Source organism: Alphaproteobacteria bacterium (genome assembly GCA_017308135.1).
Taxonomy (GTDB): domain Bacteria; phylum Pseudomonadota; class Alphaproteobacteria; order CACIAM-22H2; family CACIAM-22H2; genus Tagaea.
In genome coordinates, this window is sequence record JAFKFM010000011.1 from 217,040 (window position 1) to 233,019 (window position 15,980).

Below are 15,980 nucleotides of genomic sequence, written 5' to 3' on the forward strand. Positions count from 1 at the left end.
CCTGAAGGACTCGAATCATGAGCGCCACCCACGATCACGCTTCTCACGCCCACGGGCACGACGATCACCATGACCACACGCCGCACGGTTGGCGGCGCTGGGTCTATTCGACGAACCACAAGGACATCGGCACGATGTACCTCGTGTTCTCGGTGCTCGCGGGTCTGATCGGCGGCGCCTTCTCGGTGTGGATGCGCTTGGAGCTTCAGCAGCCGGGCATGCAATGGATGGCCGACGGCCACCAGTGGAACATGGTGATCACGGCGCACGGCCTGATCATGGTGTTCTTCGTCGTCATGCCCGCGCTGATCGGCGGCTTCGGCAACTGGTTCATCCCGATGATGTGCGGCGCGCCCGACATGGCGTTCCCGCGCATGAACAACATCTCGTTCTGGCTGATGCCGCCCGCCTTCGCGCTGCTGATCGGCTCGGCCGTTCTGGGCGGCGGTGCGGGCGTGGGCTGGACGATCTATCCGCCGCTGTCGAACGCGCAGTATCACCCGGGTCCGGCGATGGACATGGCGATCCTGTCGCTTCACGTCGCGGGTGCCGCCTCGATCCTGGGCGCCATCAACTTCATCACCACCATCTTCAACATGCGCGCCCCCGGCATGACGATCCATCGCATGCCGCTGTTCCTGTGGGCGATGCTGCTGACGGCGTTCCTGCTGGTGCTGTCGCTGCCCGTTCTCGCGGGTGCGATCACCATGCTGCTGACCGACCGCAATTTCGGCACGCATTTCTTCGAACCGGCGGGCGGCGGCGACCCGATCCTGTTCCTGCACCTGTTCTGGTTCTTCGGTCACCCCGAGGTCTACATCATGATCCTGCCCGCCTTCGGGATCATCAGCCACGTCGTGTCGACCTTCTCGAAGAAGCCGATCTTCGGCTATCTCGGCATGGCCTACGCCATGACCGCGATCGGCGTGGTCGGCTTCGTCGTGTGGGCGCACCATATGTACACGGTGGGCCTCGACGTCGATACGCGCGCCTATTTCACGGCCGCGACGATGGTCATCGCCGTGCCGACGGGCGTGAAGATCTTTTCGTGGATCGCCACGATGTGGGGCGGGTCGATCGAATTCCGCGTGCCGATGATCTGGGCCGTGGGCTTCATCTTCCTGTTCACCGTCGGCGGCGTCACGGGCGTGGTGCTCGCCAACGCAGGCGCGGACATCGCGCTTCACAACACCTATTACGTGGTGGCGCATTTCCACTACGTGCTGTCGCTGGGCGCCTTGTTCGGCATCTTCTGCGGCATCTACTACTGGTGGCCGAAGATGACGGGCACCGAGTTCCCGGAATCCTGGGGCAAGCTGCATTTCTGGACGACGTTCATCGGCGTGAACCTGACGTTCTTCCCGCAGCACTTCCTGGGTCTCGCCGGCATGCCGCGCCGCATCCCCGATTATCCGGACGCGTTCACGGGCTGGAACCTCGTCTCGTCGATCGGTGCCTACATCGCCTTCGCCTCGTCGGTGATGTTCGTGTGCATGATGATCTACGTGCTCTATCGCGGCAAACGCGTCACGGCGGCGAACCCCTGGGGCCTGCCGGCCGATACGCTCGAGTGGACGGTGCCGTCGCCGGCGCCGCACCACACGTTCGAGGAACTGCCGAAGCTCGCCGCGGCCAAGGGTCACTAAGGCCGGACGGCGATGTCGGGCGAGAGCACCATCGCGCAAGCGATCGACACCGGCGCGGTGTCGGCGCGTTTCGGCGGGGCGGCGGATTTCGTCGCCCTGTTGAAGCCGCGCGTGATGAGTCTGGTGGTGTTCACCGGGCTTGTCGGGTTGATGCTCGCCCCCAACTCCGCGCTTCATCCCTTCGAAGCCGCCGTCGCGATCCTGTGCATCGCGGTGGGGGCGGGGGCGGCCGGTGCGATCAACATGTGGTACGACCGCGACATCGACGCATTGATGTCGCGCACCAAGGATCGACCGATCCCGGCGGGTGCGGTCGATGCCGACGAAGCGCTCGCCTTCGGCATCGTGCTGTCGATCGCGTCGGTCGTGACGATGACGCTGGTCGCCAATCTTGCCGCCGGCGCGCTGCTCGCCTTTTCGATCCTGTTCTACGTCCTGATCTACACGATGTGGCTGAAGCGCAGCACGGCGCAGAACATCGTGATCGGCGGGGCGGCCGGCGCCTTTCCGCCGGTCATCGGCTGGGCGGCGGCGACGGGCGAGGTGAGCCTCGCCGCGATCGTGCTGTTCTTGATCGTGTTCATGTGGACGCCGCCGCATTTCTGGGCGCTGGCGCTGTTCCGGGCGGGCGACTACGCCAAGGCCGGCGTGCCGATGCTGCCCGTCGTGGCGGGCAAGCGCGAAACGCGCCGCCAGATCGTGATCTATTCGATCCCGATGGCGGTGCTGGGTGTGGCGCCCTATTTCCTGGGCGTCGTCGGGCCGGTCTACGCCGCGATGGCCGCGTTGCTCGGCTTCGTCTTCGTCGCGGGCGCTTGGGCCGTGTGGCGCGACGGCGCGCACGCGGACGCGGACAAGCCCGATTTCGCCGAGACCGCCGCCAAGCGGCTATTCGGTTATTCGATCGTCTATCTGTTCCTGCTGTTCGGGCTGATGCTGCTCGATCGCGTGGCGCTGGGAGCGGCCTAACATGACCGCGCAGCCCGATATCGATCCGCGTAAAGTGACGCCCGAAATGTGGAAGGCGCGGCGCGGCAAGAACATCGCGATCGCGCTGGCGGTCGCCGGGTTCTGCGCGCTGTTTTACGTCATCACCATCGTGAAGATGGTGAAGTGACATGAGCGAGACGCCAAATCGCCCGTCGAACGCGCGCACGGCCTTCATGGCCGTGGGCATCGTTGTGGGCATGGCGGCGCTGTCCTTCGCGTCGGTGCCGCTCTATCGGCTGTTCTGCCAAGTCACCGGTTTCGGCGGCACGCCGATGGCCGGCGGCGAAGCGCCCGCCGAACACGGCTCGCGAATCGTGACCGTGCGTTTCGACGCCAATGTCGCCGGCGGCCCGCAGCCGCTCGACTGGCGCTTCGCGGGGCCAAGCCCCGTGAAGGTCGTGACCGGCGAAGACAAGCTGATCTTCTATAAAGCCACCAATCGCGGCGACGGCGAGACGACGGGGACGGCCTCGTTCAACGTGACGCCGCTGAAGGCCGCACCCTATTTCCACAAAATCGCGTGTTTCTGCTTCACTGACCAGGCGCTCGCACCCGGCGAAAGCATGGACATGCCGGTGTCCTTCTATGTCGATCCCGCGATCGAGAAGGACCCCAATCTTCGCGACGTGACGACCATCACGCTCTCCTATACCTTCCACCGGGCGGCCAAAACCGCCGACGCGACCAACGCGCGCAACTGAGGATCCGGACCATGGCCCAATCGCATTCCACCGGCGCGAAAGCCCCCTACCATCTGGCGGACCCGAGCCCGTGGCCGATCATCGGCGCGATCTCGGCCTTCGTGCTGGCTTACGGCTTCGTGGCGATGCTGCATCCCGACTTATTCGGGAAGGGTGCCGAACCGTTCTTCAAGGCGCTCGGCCCCTGGAAGGTGCTGATCGGCGTCGGCCTCGTGCTGTTCACGATGTTCGGCTGGTGGCGCCAGGTCATCAAGGAAAGCATGACGGCGGGCCTGCACACCCCGGTCGTGCGCTTGGGCCTGCGCTACGCGATGGTGCTGTTCATCGCTTCGGAAGTGATGTTCTTCGTCGCTTTCTTCTGGGCCTATTTCCACTTCTCGCTCTACCCCGCGCATACCGCCGGCGGTGTGTGGCCGCCCGCGGATATCGTCACTTTCGATCCGTGGGATCTGCCGTTCCTCAACACGCTGATCCTGCTGACCTCGGGCGCCACGGTGACCTGGGCGCATCATTCGCTGATCGAAGGCAACCGCAAGGGCCTGATCTGGGGCTTGGTGCTGACGGTGCTGCTGGGTGCGGCCTTCACCGCCTGCCAAGCCTACGAATACGGCCACGCCGCGTTCGGCTTTAAGGAAAACGTGTACTCGTCGGTCTTCTACATGGCGACCGGCTTCCACGGCTTCCACGTGCTGGTCGGCACGATCTTCCTGCTCGTGTGCTTGATCCGCGCGATCAAGGGCCAGTTCACGCCGCAGCGCCATTTCGGCTTCGAAGCCGCGGCGTGGTACTGGCACTTCGTCGACGTGGTGTGGCTGTTCCTGTTCGCCGTGATCTACGTGGCGGGCGAAGGTCCGGTCAGCCTGCCGGGCCACGGCCCCTGGTCGTCCTGATCGGAAAGGCGGGTTGATGCCCGCCTCGCCGATTACGGCCGGACTCCTCCAACGTTGTCCGCGTTGCGGTCAGGGCGCCCTCTTCGAGGGCGCCCTGTCTCTTTCGGTGCGTCCCGTATGCGATTCCTGCGGCTTCGACATGAAGTCGCACGAGGAGGGCGACGGGCCCGCCGTGCTGGTCATGCTGCTCCTCGGCGCGATCGTGGTGATCCCCGCCTTGATCGTCGAAGCGCGCTACGAACCGCCCTTCTGGGTCCATGCTTTGTTGTGGCCCGTGCCGATTTTCGGCCTGGGCATCTGGATGCTGCGGGTCATGAAGGCCATATTGATCGCCATGCAATACCGCCATCGCCGCGACGATTTCGATGCTTGATCGCCTGATCCCGGGCTTCGCGCCCAAGCTTGTCCCCACGCTGATTTCCGTTCCCGGCGTGATTTTTTTGCTCTGCCTGTCGGGCTGGCAGTTGTCGCGCCATATCGAGCGGACGGCCGAAAACGAATTGCGCGCCGAACGCATGGCGCTGCCGCCCGAAGATATCGATGTGGTCCTCGCCGATCCCGCGCAAGACCGCTTCCGCCGCGTGAAGACGACGGGCACGTGGTCGCACGCGCACGAGATTCATGTCTATGGCCGTTCGCAGCGCGGCAACGAAGGCTTCTACATCCTCACGCCGCTGCTGCGCGACGGGAAGCCCGCCGTCATCGTCAATCGCGGCTGGGTCGACAAGCAGCATCAAAACGCGTCGACGCGGCCCCAAGGCCAAGTCGCCGGGCCGGTGACGGTCGAAGGCGTATTGCGCGACGAGCCGCGCCGCGGCCCGTTGATGCCCGACAACGTGCCCGACAGGAACCAATGGTTCTGGTTCGACCTGCCTGCGATGACCAAGGCGGCGGGGCTTGCCTCGGCGCTGCCGGTCTATGTCGAGCAGGAATTGGAGCCGCGCAATCCCGGCGGCTGGCCGCTGGGCGGGCAGACGATCGCGCAATTGCCGCGCCCGCATCTGCAATACGCGTTCACCTGGTTCGCGTTGGCGATCGCGCTGGCGGCGGTCTATTTGATTTCGCAAAGGCGCAAGCCATGACCCCGGAAGTCGCGTACAAAGCGCTCGAAACCCGTTTCAAGCGCATGAACCTGGTCTACGACGCGATCGCGATGCTGGACTGGGACGCGGCCGCGATGATGCCCGATGGCGGGGCCAATGCCCGCGCCGATCAAGTCGCCACGCTGAAAGTGATCGCGCACGAACAGGCGACCGATCCCGCGATGGCGGAGTTGTTCGACCAAGCCAAGCCCGCCGATCCGTGGGCGCAGGCGAATTTGCGCGAAATGCGCCGGGGCTGGCTGCACGCGACCGCCGTGCCCGGCGATCTGGTCGAAGCCAAATCCAAGGCCGTTTCCGAATGCGAGATGCGCTGGCGCACCGCGCGCAAGGAAAATGACTTCAAGGGATTGCTGCCCTATCTGCGCCGCGTGCTGGACCTGACGAAAGAGGTCGCGACGATCAAGGCCGAGAAGCTCGGCCGCACGAAATACGACGCGCTGCTCGACGAATACGAGCCCGGCGGCTCGTCGGCCGAGATCGATGCGATCTTCGACGATCTCGCGAAATTCCTGCCCGATTTCACCCGCGCGGTGTTGGAACGCCAAGCGGCCCAACCCAAAGCCTTGCCGCTCGAAGGCCCGTTCCCGGCCGCGACGCAAAAGCAGCTCGCGCATGATTTGATGGCGAGCGTGGGTTTCGATTTCGAGCATGGGCGCCTCGACACGTCGCATCATCCCTTCTGCGGCGGCGTGCCGGACGATGTGCGTCTCACCACGCGCTGGGACGAGAAGGATTTCGCCAAAGGCCTGATGGGCGTGCTGCACGAAACCGGGCACGCGATGTACGAGCTGGGCTTGCCGCAAGCCTGGCGCAACCAGCCGGTCGGCTTCGCGCGCGGGATGAGCGTGCATGAAAGCCAGTCGCTGCTGGTCGAGATGCAGGCGAGCCGTTCCGACGCGTTCTTGCGCTATCTCGCCCCCAAGGCGGCGGCGGCTTTCGGCAAATCGGGCCCGGCCTGGACGCCGGAGAATTTCGCGCGCGTCTATCGCCGCGTGTCGCGCGGGCTGATCCGTGTGGACGCCGACGAGGTGACGTATCCGGCGCATGTCATCCTACGCTATCGCCTGGAACGCGCGCTGATCGAAGGCCGCATGGATCTGGCCGATCTGCCGGGGGCATGGAACGAGCAGATGCGCGAACTCGTCGGTATCGTGCCGCCGGACGATCGCGACGGCTGCTTGCAGGACATTCACTGGCCGGGCGGCTCGTGGGGCTATTTCCCGACCTATACGCTGGGCGCCATGACCGCCGCACAGCTTTACGCCGCCGCGAAGCAAGCCGATCCGTCGATCGAGCCGTCGATCACGAAGGGCGATTTCAAGCCGCTGATGGCGTGGCTGCGCGCGAATGTCCATTCGCTCGGCTCGTCGCTGTCGGCGGGCGAATTGCTGACGCGCGCCACGGGCAAGAAACTCGATGCCGCCGTGTTCAAGGCGCATCTCAAAACGCGCTATTTGGACGGCTGATTCGGCGTTCCGTACCAAGGCGTTAGGCTTCCTTGCGCGCGGGTGTCTGCGGGGCTAACGTCGCGCTCCTTTCCAAGTCCGGCGGATTTCGACTTTGCGTTATCTCTCGACCCGCGGCGAACCGGCCGCTCTCGCTTTCGACGACGTGTTGCTCGCAGGGTTGGCGCGCGACGGCGGATTATACGTGCCCGAAACTTGGCCGCAATTCTCGGCCGCCGAATGGCGCGCCCTGCGCGGCAAGCGCTATCACGAAATCGCCTTCGCGGTGCTGAAGCCCTATGTCGGCGGGGCGATCCCCGACGCCGATTTGGCGCGGCTGACGCGCGAGGCTTACGCGAATTTCAGCCATCAGGCCGTGGCGCCGTTGAAGCAGCTCGACGCCAATCTGTGGACGTTGGAGCTGTTCCACGGCCCCACGCTCGCCTTCAAGGATTACGCGCTGCAGCTCGTCGGCAAGCTGTTCGATTACGTGCTGGCGAAGAAGGGCCGGCGCATCACCATCGTCGGCGCCACCTCGGGCGATACGGGGCCCGCCGGGATCGCGGCGGTCGCGGGGTCGAAGCATATCGACATCGTCGTGTTGCATCCCAATGGGCGCACCTCGCCCGTGCAACGCCGTCAGATGACGACGGTGCTGGACGCGAACGTCCATAACGTGGCGCTCGAGGGCAATTTCGACGATTGCCAGGATCTGGTGAAGGCGCTGTTCGGCGATCTCGAATTTCGCGATCGCTATAACTTGTCGGCGATCAACTCGATCAACTGGGCGCGCATCGCGGGCCAGATCGTCTATTACGTCCATGCCGCCTTGGCGCTGGGCGCGCCCGATCGCGCCGTGTCGTTCTGCGTGCCGACGGGCAATTTCGGCAATGTGCTGGCGGCCGACGCCGCGCGCCGCATGGGCCTGCCGATCGAACGTCTGGTCGTCGCGACCAATCGCAACGACATCGTCGCGCGCACCATCCTGACCGGCACGATGGCGCTGGAAAGCGTCGCGCCGACCATCACGCCGTCGATGGATATCCAGGTCTCGTCGAATTTCGAACGCTTGGTGTTCGAGCTTGCGGGCCGCGACGGCCGCGCGACGGCCGCGATGATGACCGAGTTCCGCCAATCGGGGAAACTCGCCTTCCCGCAAGGCATGCAAGGCGCGCTCGCCGACGGCTTCGACGCGGGTGCGGCGTCCGAAGCCGAAACGCTCAACACCATCGCCAAGATGCGTCTGACGACGGGCGAGATCGTCGATCCGCACACCGCCGTCGCCATCCATGTCGCGCAGCGCGCCAGATCCGAGGCGCCGATCGTCGTCGCCTCGACCGCGCATCCGGCGAAATTCCCCGACGCGGTCGAAAAGGCGACGGGGATTCGTCCCGCGTTGCCCGACTTCCTCGCCGATCTGTTCGAACGCGAGGAACGCGTCGATATCCTCCCCAACGACGCCGCGACGTTGAAGAAATACGTCGCCGCCCACGCGAAGGCCCAATGACCATCCGCATCACCACGCTGCCCAGCGGTTTGCGCGTCGCCACCGATACGATGTCGCAAGTCGAAACCGCGTCCGTCGGTGTTTATGTGGGGGCGGGGACACGCCACGAAAGCCCGGCGCTCAACGGTGCAGCGCATATGCTCGAGCATATGGCGTTCAAGGGCACGGCCACGCGCGACGCGAAAGCGATCGCGGAGGAGATCGAGGCCGTCGGCGCTTTCATGAACGCGCATACGGGGCGCGAACAGACCGCCTATTACGTCAAATGCCTGAAGGAAGACACGGGCCTCGCGCTCGATATTCTGTCGGACGTCTATCTGCGCTCGGTCTACGATCCCGCCGAGTTCGAGCGCGAACGCGGCGTGATTTTGCAGGAGCTCGGCCAGGTCGAAGACACGCCCGACGACGTGATTTTCGACCGCTTCCACGAAACCGCCTATCCGGGCCAAGCGCTTGGCCGGCCGGTGCTGGGTGACGCGAACACGATCCGCACCATGGCGCGCGACGCGGCAATCGCGTGGCGCAAATCGGCCTACGCGCCCAGCAACACGATCGTCGTCGCGGCGGGCAATCTCGACGCCGAGACGTTCGACGCGGAAGTCGCCAAGCTGTTCGGCGATTGGACGGGCGACGCCAAGCTGGTCGAGGAGCCCGCGCGTTACGCAGGCGGCGAGTTCCGCGACGACGGCGATCTCGAACAGGCGCATCTCGTGCTCGGCTTCCCCGGTGTCGGCCTTGCCGATCCCGATTACTGGCCCGTGCAGGTGCTGGCGACGATTCTGGGCGGGGGCATGTCCTCGCGCCTGTTCCAGGAAATCCGCGAGCGGCGCGGCCTCGCCTATTCGGTCTCGGCGCATGCCGCGTCCTACATGGATGGCGGCGTGTTCGATATCTATACGGGCACGGGCGAAACAGAGATGGCGGAGCTCATCCCCGCGCTCGTGTCCGAATTGCGCGGCGCCTTCGCCGTGCCCGGCGACGCCGAAATCCGCCGTGCCAAGGCGCAGATGAAGGCCGGGCTGTTGATGTCGCTGGAAAGCACCAATGCGCGCATGGACGCGCTGGGCTCGAACCTGCTGGTCTATGGCCGCGACGTGACGCCGGAAGAAGTGTCGCGCAAGGTCGAAGCCGTGGCGGCCGACGATCTGGTGCGCGTCGCGCGGCGCATCCTGACCGGCAAGCCCACGCTCGCGGCGATGGGGCCGCTCGGCAAGCTCGAATCGCTCGCGAAAATCGCGGAACGTCTGGCCGCCTAAGCGTGGCCCGCTTCGCCCGACAGGAAACTGGGATGGGCACCGGCCTTCATCAGCGCGCGATGCCATTTCGTGTCGAGATCGGCGTCGAACACGATGTCGTCGTCGACCGGCACGGTCAGCCACCCGTTGCCGGTCAACTCGCCTTCCAGCTGGCCCGGGCCCCAATTGGCGTAACCCAAGGCGAGCAGCGACCGGCGCGGGCCGTCGCCCTGCGCCATCGCTTTCAGAATATCGACCGTCGCGGTCAGTGCGATGCCGTCCTGCACGCGCATCGTGCCGTCCTGCATGTAGTCGTCGGAATGCAGCACGAAGCCGCGCCCGGATTCGACCGGGCCGCCGGTGCGCATGCGGATCGCCTTGGCACCGGACGCCGCCTTGATGTCGAGCTGGTCCAGAAGATCGGGGAAGGTCAGCTGCGTGAACGGCTTGTTGATGACCAAGCCCATCGCGCCGTCCTTCGTGTGGGCGCACATATAAATGACCGTTCGCGCGAAACGCGGATCGGGCATGCCGGGCATGGCGACAAGCAAATGCCCGGCGAAGAACGTGGGGATCTCGACGCGGCTCTTTCCCATGACCATATTAGACTAGCATGAAAACGCCGCGTTTACAGGTGGGGTCGGTGTTCCGTTACGCGCGACGCATCGCCGTGGCGCTGGGGTTTGCCGCGCTGATTGTGGGAAATAGCGGCATCGCATCCGCGCAGGAAAGCGACTGGGTGCGGCATAAGGAAATTTCGCTGCGCCTCGTTTCCGGCAGTGCGGCGTCGGGCGAGGGCGGGGCGTTGCGCCTCGGCCTTGAAATGCGAATGGCGCCGGGGTGGAAAACCTATTGGCGCTCGCCGGGCGATGCGGGCCTGCCGCCGACGATCGATTGGACGGGATCGGCGAATTTCACCGACGCGAATTTGCGCTTTCCCGCCCCGCATCGTTTCACCTTGTTCGATCTGGAGACGTTCGGCTATGGCGGCACGGTGATTCTGCCGATCGCCGCGCGCAGCGAAGGCGCCGGTGAAACGCGGGTGCGTGCGGCCGTGGACGTGTTGGTCTGCGAGAATCTCTGCATCCCTTATCGCGCCGATTTGGCGCTGGACCTGCCGGCGGGAAGCCAAGCGCCGACCGCGCATACGCACGAAATCGCGCGTTACGAATCCGCGATCCCGCAGATCGACAAGGACGGGCGCGGCGTCAACGGCATCGCCATCGAAAGCGCGGCGTTCCGCGACGGGCCGCAAGCAGCACTGGTGGTGCGCGCCAGCGCCAATCCGCGTTTCGAGGCGCCTGATCTGTTCGTCGAAGCGCAAGAAGGCTGGCGTTTCGCCAAGCCCGAAATCGCCTTCGTCGATGGCGGGCGATACGCCACGCTGACCTTCGCCGCGACCGGCGACAAATCGGCGGCGAAACTCGACGGCACGGCCGCGACGCTCACGCTCGTCGATGGCCAGCGCGCGATCGAGCGCCTGCTGACGCTGGGCGTCGCACCGCCGGCCCCCGTGTTCACCGGCTCTTTCGCCGCGATCCTGGCGATCGCCTTGCTCGGCGGCTTGATCCTCAACCTGATGCCTTGCGTGCTGCCGGTGCTGGCGATGAAGCTCGCGGGTGTGGCGGCGTTGGGCGGCGCCGGTCCACGCAAGCTGCGCATCGCGTTCCTGGCCACATCGGCTGGCATCGTCGTGTCGTTCTTAATTCTGGCGGGCGCGTTGATCGCGCTGAAGCTGGGCGGCGAGACGATCGGCTGGGGCCTCCAATTCCAGATGCCGTGGTTCCTGGCGGGGATGGCGCTGATCGTCACGCTGTTCGCAGCGAATCTCTGGGGCTTGTTCGAAATTCCGTTGCCGCGTGCGTTGGCCGATCGCGCCGATGCGGGCTCGGCCGCCGGGTCCTTCGCGACGGGCATGTTCGCGACATTGTTGGCCACGCCTTGCTCGGCGCCGTTCGTCGGCACCGCCGTCGGTTTCGCGCTGGCGCGCGGGCCCGTCGAAATCGTGTCGATCTTCGCGGCATTGGGAATCGGCTTGGCGCTGCCTTATCTCGCCGTCGCCGCATTCCCTTCGGCCGCGCGCATCCTGCCGCGCCCGGGCCCGTGGATTCTCAAACTGCGCGCCGTGCTCGGCGTGGCGCTCGCGGGCACGGCCTTGTGGCTCGTTTGGGTGCTGGCGAGCCAAGCGGGCGAGACGGCCGCCGCCGCGTTGGGTTTCGTGCTCGGCGCCGTGGTGTTCGGCTTGTGGCTGGTGCGCGGGCTCGAACGCAGCCAGGCGCGGCCGTTGCTGTTGGCGGCCGGGGCGGTGTTCGCCATTGCCTTGCCGTTGCGCTTCGCCGAAACGCCCACCGCGATCGCGGCCGACGAAACGATTTCCTGGCGCGAATTCGACCGCGCGGCGATCGACGCGGCGGTGCGCGACGGCAAGATCGTGTTCGTCGACGTGACCGCCGAGTGGTGCGTGACCTGTCAGGTCAATAAGCGCTTGGTCATCGACCGGGGCCGGGTCGCCAAGGCGCTGTCGGACGGCACGGCGATTCCGATGCGCGCCGACTGGACGCGCCCCGATCCGCGCATCGCCGCGTATCTGGCCGAATTCGGTCGCTACGGTATTCCCTTCAACGCGGTCTACGGACCCGCGGCCGCCGGCGGCGCGCCCCTACCCGAATTATTGAGCGAAGACGCGGTTTTGGCGGCCTTCGCCAAAGCGAAATAATCCCCCACACGCGGCCGGGTTGCTTTCCGCCCGGCTTGGATTTACATCCTTCGCACCCAACCCAAAACGACCGGAGACGGCTCGATGACCATCAAGGCAGGCGACAAGATCCCGTCCGTGAAACTGCGTCATATGACGAAGGACGGCGTGAAGGAAATCACGACCGACGAGATCTTCAAGGGCAAGAAGGTCGCGATCTTCGGCCTGCCCGGCGCGTTCACGCCGACCTGCTCGGCCAAGCATCTGCCCGGCTATCTCGCCAATTTCGACAAGTTCAAGGAGAAGGGCGTCGATACGATCGTCTGCATCTCCGTGAACGACTCGTTCGTCATGGACGCCTGGGGCAAGAGCCAGAACGTGGCCGACAAGGTTCTGATGGTCGCCGACGGCAACGCGGAATTCGCCAAGGCCCTGGGCATCGAGATGGACGGCACGGGCTACGGCATGGGCCTGCGCATGAAGCGCTTCTCGGCCTATGTCGTCGACGGCGACGTGAAGGCGTTCAACCTGGAAAAGCCGGGTGCCTTCGAAGTCTCGAACGCCGAGACGATGCTGACGCAAGTCAACTAAGCGAAATTCGCTTCGTTACCGAAACCCCGGCGCCTCAGGCGTCGGGGTTTTTGTTTGCCTTGAGCGTCGCGATGCCGCCGCGCGCCAGCGCGTCGGCGCGTTCGTTCTCCGGATGGCCGGCATGGCCCTTGATCCAGCGCCATTCCACGTCGTGGGGCTTGGCCGCTTCCAGCAGCGCCTGCCACAGATCGACGTTCTTCACCGGCTTCTTGTCGGCGGTTTTCCAGCCCGACCGTTTCCAGCCATGGACCCACTTCGTGATGCCGTCGCGCACATAGACGCTGTCGGTCCACACGCGCACTTGCGCGGGGCGTTTGAGGGCCTTGAGCCCTTCGATCGCCGCCATCAACTCCATGCGGTTATTGGTCGTCGGCGTTTCGCCGCCGGAAAGTTCCTTCTCCACGCCGCGAAAACGCAAGATCGCCCCCCAGCCGCCGGGGCCGGGATTGCCCGAGCACGCGCCGTCGGTGAAAATCTCGACGAGGTTTGCGTCGTCTTCGCTCACTTCGCTTCCAGCAAGACGTCGGCCTCGACCGAGACGCGCACCGTGGCGCGGCCGGGTTCGGCGGAAGGGGCGGGGGCCGAATCGGCCGACGCCATCGCCGGGGCGGCGCGCATCATCACGGGGCGCATCGGCGGCTGTTCGTTGACCGCGCCGACGCGGATCGCGCGATAGCCCGCGATCTTCATATTGAGCGCGTCGGCCGCACTGGCGGCACGCGCCTGCACGCGGGCGAGCGCTTCGCGCGTCAACACGTCTTCGGCCGCGCGCGCCGTCTCGCGGCGCAGATCGAAACGCATGCCCGACATGGCAAGTCCCGCTTCCTGCAAGCCGCCGGCGAGCGCGGTCACGGACGCGAAATCGGTCCCGGAGATTTCCAGCGTTGCCGCCCCGCGCCAGCGGCGCGGCTGGCCTTGCGGGCGTTCCTCGCTGGTCCAATAGCCGCCGGTTTCGACCTCCACGCCCTGCACCGCTTTGGCGCGCGCGAGTGCCGCATCCATGCGCTTGTTGATCTCGGCCTGCACGGCCGCGGCATTCGGCGCGGTCGCCTCGGCGCGCAAGGACACGAACAGCTTGTCCTGCGGCACCGCGCGTTCGGCACTTTCGCCCAGCGTCAGCACGGTCGGCTCGGCCGCCAAAACGGGGGTGGCGATCAACAACAGAGCGATCAAAGCGGCGCGCATTTTCGTCTCCTTCAAAGGCCGTAAGCCGACGGCGAGGGAACGGCGCGATGGAAGCGCAGCTTCTTGGCGTATTCGAGGGGATTTTTGGGCCGGACGAAGGCGCCCGGCGGATGGTTGAGCCAATCGTAAAGCCGCGTGAGCAGAAAGCGCAGCGCGGAGCCGCGCGCCATCACCGGCAAGGCGGCGGTTTCGGCTGCCGATAGCGCGCGCTTGGCCGTATAGCCCGCGACCAGCCGGCGCGCCTTGGTCGCGTTGAACGAACCGTCGCCTTCGAAGCACCAGCAATTGAGGCAGATGGCGAGGTCGTAGGCGAGGATGTCGTTGCACGCGAAATAGAAGTCGATCATCCCTGAGAATTTGCCGTCGAGGAAAAAGACGTTGTCGGGGAAGAAATCGGCGTGGATCACGCCCTGCGGCAGATCGCGCGGCCAGTTCGCGTCGAGGAAATCGAGCTCGCTTTCGATCAACGCGGCGAGGCCCTTTTCCACTTCGTCCGCACGGCCGTTGCACGAATCGTAAAGCGGGCGCCAGCCCGCCGGGCCCAACGCGTTTTCGCGGCGGATCGAAAAATCCGCGCCCGCGACATGAAGGCTCGCCAACGCTTCGCCGACCGGCGCGCAATGCCCGATCTCGATCTTGCGCGGCCACACGCCCTTCAAAAACGAGACGATTGCCGCCGGGCGGCCGCAAAGCTCGCCCAGCAACGCGCCATCGTTGCGATGGATCGGCGTGGGGCAAGCGATCCCCTTGGCGGCGAGATGTTCCATCAGGCCGAGGAAGAAGGGTAGGTCTTCGCGCTTCACGCGCTTCTCGTAGAGCGTGAGAATGAATTGCCCTTGGCCCGTTTCGAGCACGAAGTTGGAATTCTCCACGCCTTCCGCGATGCCGCGATAGGCGACCAGCGAGCCGATCCCGTAATCCTTCAGGAACCGCGTGAGGGCCTCGTCGTCGACATCGGTATAGACGGCCATCAGGCGGATTCCAGCGCGCGGGGCAGATTGAACTTCACGTCCTCGACGGCGGTGACGACGTCTTCGATCGTCACGGCGAAACGCTTGCGCGCTTCGTCGATCGTTTCCTGCACCAGGATTTCGGGCGCCGAGGCGCCGGCCGAAAGCCCGAGCGTGCGGATGGGCCCGAGCTTCGCCCAATCGATATCGGCCGCACTGGCGACCAAATGGGCGTTGGCGCAGCCCGCGCGTTTGGCGACTTCGACGAGGCGCAGCGAATTCGACGATTTGGTCGAGCCGATCACCAGCACCGCGTCGCTGCGCGCGGCGATCGCCTTCACCGCCGCTTGGCGATTGGTCGTCGCGTAGCAGATATCGTCCTTTCGCGGCGGCAGCATGTCGGGGAAACGCCGCAAAAGTTCCGCGACGATCCCGGCCGTGTCGTCGACCGACAGCGTGGTTTGCGTCGCGTAGGCGAGCGGCCCGGCGGGAAGATTTACGCGGCGCGCCTGTTCTTCGTCCTCGACCAGCGTGATCGAGCCTTCGGGCAATTGGCCCATCGTGCCGACCACTTCGGGGTGGCCGGCATGGCCGATCAAGGCGATATGGCGGCCGGCCTTGCGGTGATGCTCGGCCTCGCTATGGACTTTGCTGACCAGCGGGCAGGTCGCGTCGAGATAGATCATCTCGCGGCGTTGCGCCTCGGCGGGCACCGATTTGGGCACGCCATGGGCGGAGAACACGACCGGCCGGTCGTCCGGCACCTGGTCCAGTTCGGCGACGAAAATCGCCCCTTTGCGTTCCAGCGCCTCGACCACGTGGCGGTTATGGACGATTTCGTGGCGCACATAGACCGGCGTGCCGTAGCGTTCCAGCGCCCGTTCGACGATCAAAATCGCGCGGTCCACCCCGGCGCAGAATCCGCGCGGGCCGGCGAGCAGGATCGTCAGGGAAGCTTGTGCGGGCATAGGGGAAATCCTATTGTCGCCCCGTGATATACCGGAGTCGCAGCGCGATTCCAGCCCGTTCCGGAGGCTCGAAG

Annotated in this window: 17 protein-coding genes; 12 read left to right on the forward strand and 5 right to left on the reverse strand. The window is 65.5% G+C overall.

What is annotated here, in order from left to right:
- Positions 1–17: 17 nt before the first annotated feature.
- The 10 genes from ctaD to J0H39_20410 all read left to right on the forward strand — a co-directional run bounded on the left by ctaD (position 18) and on the right by J0H39_20410 (position 9,538).
- On the forward strand, positions 18–1,646 hold the full coding sequence (gene ctaD / locus J0H39_20365; GenBank protein ID MBN9499114.1) for a cytochrome c oxidase subunit I: 1,629 nt from the start codon (positions 18–20) through the stop codon (positions 1,644–1,646).
- 12 nt (positions 1,647–1,658) lie between these two features.
- Positions 1,659–2,615, forward strand: a complete 957-nt coding sequence (locus J0H39_20370) for a heme o synthase (protein ID MBN9499115.1) — start codon at positions 1,659–1,661, stop codon at positions 2,613–2,615.
- 1 nt (position 2,616) lies between these two features.
- Positions 2,617–2,763 (forward strand): hypothetical protein, encoded by a 147-nt coding sequence (locus tag J0H39_20375; protein MBN9499116.1) that lies wholly within the window; start codon positions 2,617–2,619, stop codon positions 2,761–2,763.
- Position 2,764: 1 nt separating this feature from the next.
- Entirely contained in the window at positions 2,765–3,337 is a 573-nt protein-coding gene (locus tag J0H39_20380; GenBank protein MBN9499117.1) for a cytochrome c oxidase assembly protein, read from the forward strand.
- A gap of 11 nt (positions 3,338–3,348) precedes the next feature.
- Entirely contained in the window at positions 3,349–4,227 is an 879-nt protein-coding gene (locus J0H39_20385; protein ID MBN9499118.1) for a cytochrome c oxidase subunit 3, read from the forward strand.
- 16 nt (positions 4,228–4,243) lie between these two features.
- Entirely contained in the window at positions 4,244–4,600 is a 357-nt protein-coding gene (locus J0H39_20390) for a DUF983 domain-containing protein (GenBank protein MBN9499119.1), read from the forward strand.
- Positions 4,593–5,309 (forward strand): SURF1 family protein, encoded by a 717-nt coding sequence (locus tag J0H39_20395; GenBank protein ID MBN9499120.1) that lies wholly within the window; start codon positions 4,593–4,595, stop codon positions 5,307–5,309. The genes J0H39_20390 and J0H39_20395 overlap by 8 nt, the downstream gene beginning before the upstream one ends.
- On the forward strand, positions 5,306–6,796 hold the full coding sequence (locus J0H39_20400; GenBank protein ID MBN9499121.1) for a carboxypeptidase M32: 1,491 nt from the start codon (positions 5,306–5,308) through the stop codon (positions 6,794–6,796). Before J0H39_20395 ends, J0H39_20400 begins: the two co-directional genes overlap by 4 nt.
- Positions 6,797–6,890: 94 nt before the next feature.
- Entirely contained in the window at positions 6,891–8,282 is a 1,392-nt protein-coding gene (locus J0H39_20405; protein MBN9499122.1) for a threonine synthase, read from the forward strand.
- Complete coding sequence (locus tag J0H39_20410; protein ID MBN9499123.1) at positions 8,279–9,538, forward strand: insulinase family protein; 1,260 nt, start codon at positions 8,279–8,281, stop codon at positions 9,536–9,538. The genes J0H39_20405 and J0H39_20410 overlap by 4 nt, the downstream gene beginning before the upstream one ends.
- Here the strand turns inward: J0H39_20410 and J0H39_20415 are convergent.
- On the reverse strand, positions 9,535–10,113 hold the full coding sequence (locus J0H39_20415; GenBank protein MBN9499124.1) for a YqgE/AlgH family protein: 579 nt from the start codon (positions 10,111–10,113) through the stop codon (positions 9,535–9,537). The genes J0H39_20410 and J0H39_20415 overlap by 4 nt on opposite strands.
- A 17-nt stretch (positions 10,114–10,130) precedes the next feature.
- Between J0H39_20415 and J0H39_20420 the strand changes: the two genes are divergently transcribed.
- Both J0H39_20420 and J0H39_20425 read left to right on the forward strand, forming a co-directional pair.
- Positions 10,131–12,233 (forward strand): thioredoxin family protein, encoded by a 2,103-nt coding sequence (locus J0H39_20420; protein ID MBN9499125.1) that lies wholly within the window; start codon positions 10,131–10,133, stop codon positions 12,231–12,233.
- 84 nt (positions 12,234–12,317) lie between these two features.
- Positions 12,318–12,803: a peroxiredoxin gene (locus tag J0H39_20425; protein ID MBN9499126.1), complete on the forward strand. Its 486-nt coding sequence runs from the start codon at positions 12,318–12,320 to the stop codon at positions 12,801–12,803.
- A gap of 34 nt (positions 12,804–12,837) precedes the next feature.
- Here the strand turns inward: J0H39_20425 and rnhA are convergent, their stop codons facing one another.
- From rnhA to ispH, 4 genes are read right to left on the reverse strand one after another with little or no spacing between them, the layout of a single operon-like run.
- Positions 12,838–13,308 (reverse strand): ribonuclease HI, encoded by a 471-nt coding sequence (rnhA, locus tag J0H39_20430; GenBank protein MBN9499127.1) that lies wholly within the window; start codon positions 13,306–13,308, stop codon positions 12,838–12,840.
- Positions 13,305–13,988: an SIMPL domain-containing protein gene (locus J0H39_20435; GenBank protein MBN9499128.1), complete on the reverse strand. Its 684-nt coding sequence runs from the start codon at positions 13,986–13,988 to the stop codon at positions 13,305–13,307. The genes rnhA and J0H39_20435 overlap by 4 nt, the downstream gene beginning before the upstream one ends.
- Before the next feature lie 11 nt (positions 13,989–13,999).
- Positions 14,000–14,959, reverse strand: a complete 960-nt coding sequence (locus J0H39_20440; GenBank protein MBN9499129.1) for a homoserine kinase — start codon at positions 14,957–14,959, stop codon at positions 14,000–14,002.
- Positions 14,959–15,906 carry a 4-hydroxy-3-methylbut-2-enyl diphosphate reductase gene (gene ispH / locus J0H39_20445; protein ID MBN9499130.1) on the reverse strand — a complete coding sequence of 316 codons (948 nt, stop codon included), beginning with the start codon at positions 15,904–15,906 and terminating at the stop codon, positions 14,959–14,961. Before ispH ends, J0H39_20440 begins: the two co-directional genes overlap by 1 nt.
- Positions 15,907–15,980: the final 74 nt, after the last annotated feature.

What these genes read in the sequence shown, in the direction of transcription:
- ctaD (MBN9499114.1), top strand. Translation starts at nt 18, where the DNA reads ATGAGCGCCACCCACGATCACGCTTCTCACGCCCACGGGCACGACGAT.
- J0H39_20370 (MBN9499115.1), top strand. Translation starts at nt 1,659, where the DNA reads ATGTCGGGCGAGAGCACCATCGCGCAAGCGATCGACACCGGCGCGGTG.
- J0H39_20375 (MBN9499116.1), top strand. Translation starts at nt 2,617, where the DNA reads ATGACCGCGCAGCCCGATATCGATCCGCGTAAAGTGACGCCCGAAATG.
- J0H39_20380 (MBN9499117.1), top strand. Translation starts at nt 2,765, where the DNA reads ATGAGCGAGACGCCAAATCGCCCGTCGAACGCGCGCACGGCCTTCATG.
- J0H39_20385 (MBN9499118.1), top strand. Translation starts at nt 3,349, where the DNA reads ATGGCCCAATCGCATTCCACCGGCGCGAAAGCCCCCTACCATCTGGCG.
- J0H39_20390 (MBN9499119.1), top strand. Translation starts at nt 4,244, where the DNA reads ATGCCCGCCTCGCCGATTACGGCCGGACTCCTCCAACGTTGTCCGCGT.
- J0H39_20395 (MBN9499120.1), top strand. Translation starts at nt 4,593, where the DNA reads ATGCTTGATCGCCTGATCCCGGGCTTCGCGCCCAAGCTTGTCCCCACG.
- J0H39_20400 (MBN9499121.1), top strand. Translation starts at nt 5,306, where the DNA reads ATGACCCCGGAAGTCGCGTACAAAGCGCTCGAAACCCGTTTCAAGCGC.
- J0H39_20410 (MBN9499123.1), top strand. Translation starts at nt 8,279, where the DNA reads ATGACCATCCGCATCACCACGCTGCCCAGCGGTTTGCGCGTCGCCACC.
- J0H39_20415 (MBN9499124.1), bottom strand. Translation starts at nt 10,113, where the DNA reads ATGGGAAAGAGCCGCGTCGAGATCCCCACGTTCTTCGCCGGGCATTTG.
- J0H39_20420 (MBN9499125.1), top strand. Translation starts at nt 10,131, where the DNA reads ATGAAAACGCCGCGTTTACAGGTGGGGTCGGTGTTCCGTTACGCGCGA.
- J0H39_20425 (MBN9499126.1), top strand. Translation starts at nt 12,318, where the DNA reads ATGACCATCAAGGCAGGCGACAAGATCCCGTCCGTGAAACTGCGTCAT.
- J0H39_20435 (MBN9499128.1), bottom strand. Translation starts at nt 13,988, where the DNA reads ATGCGCGCCGCTTTGATCGCTCTGTTGTTGATCGCCACCCCCGTTTTG.
- J0H39_20440 (MBN9499129.1), bottom strand. Translation starts at nt 14,959, where the DNA reads ATGGCCGTCTATACCGATGTCGACGACGAGGCCCTCACGCGGTTCCTG.
- ispH (MBN9499130.1), bottom strand. Translation starts at nt 15,906, where the DNA reads ATGCCCGCACAAGCTTCCCTGACGATCCTGCTCGCCGGCCCGCGCGGA.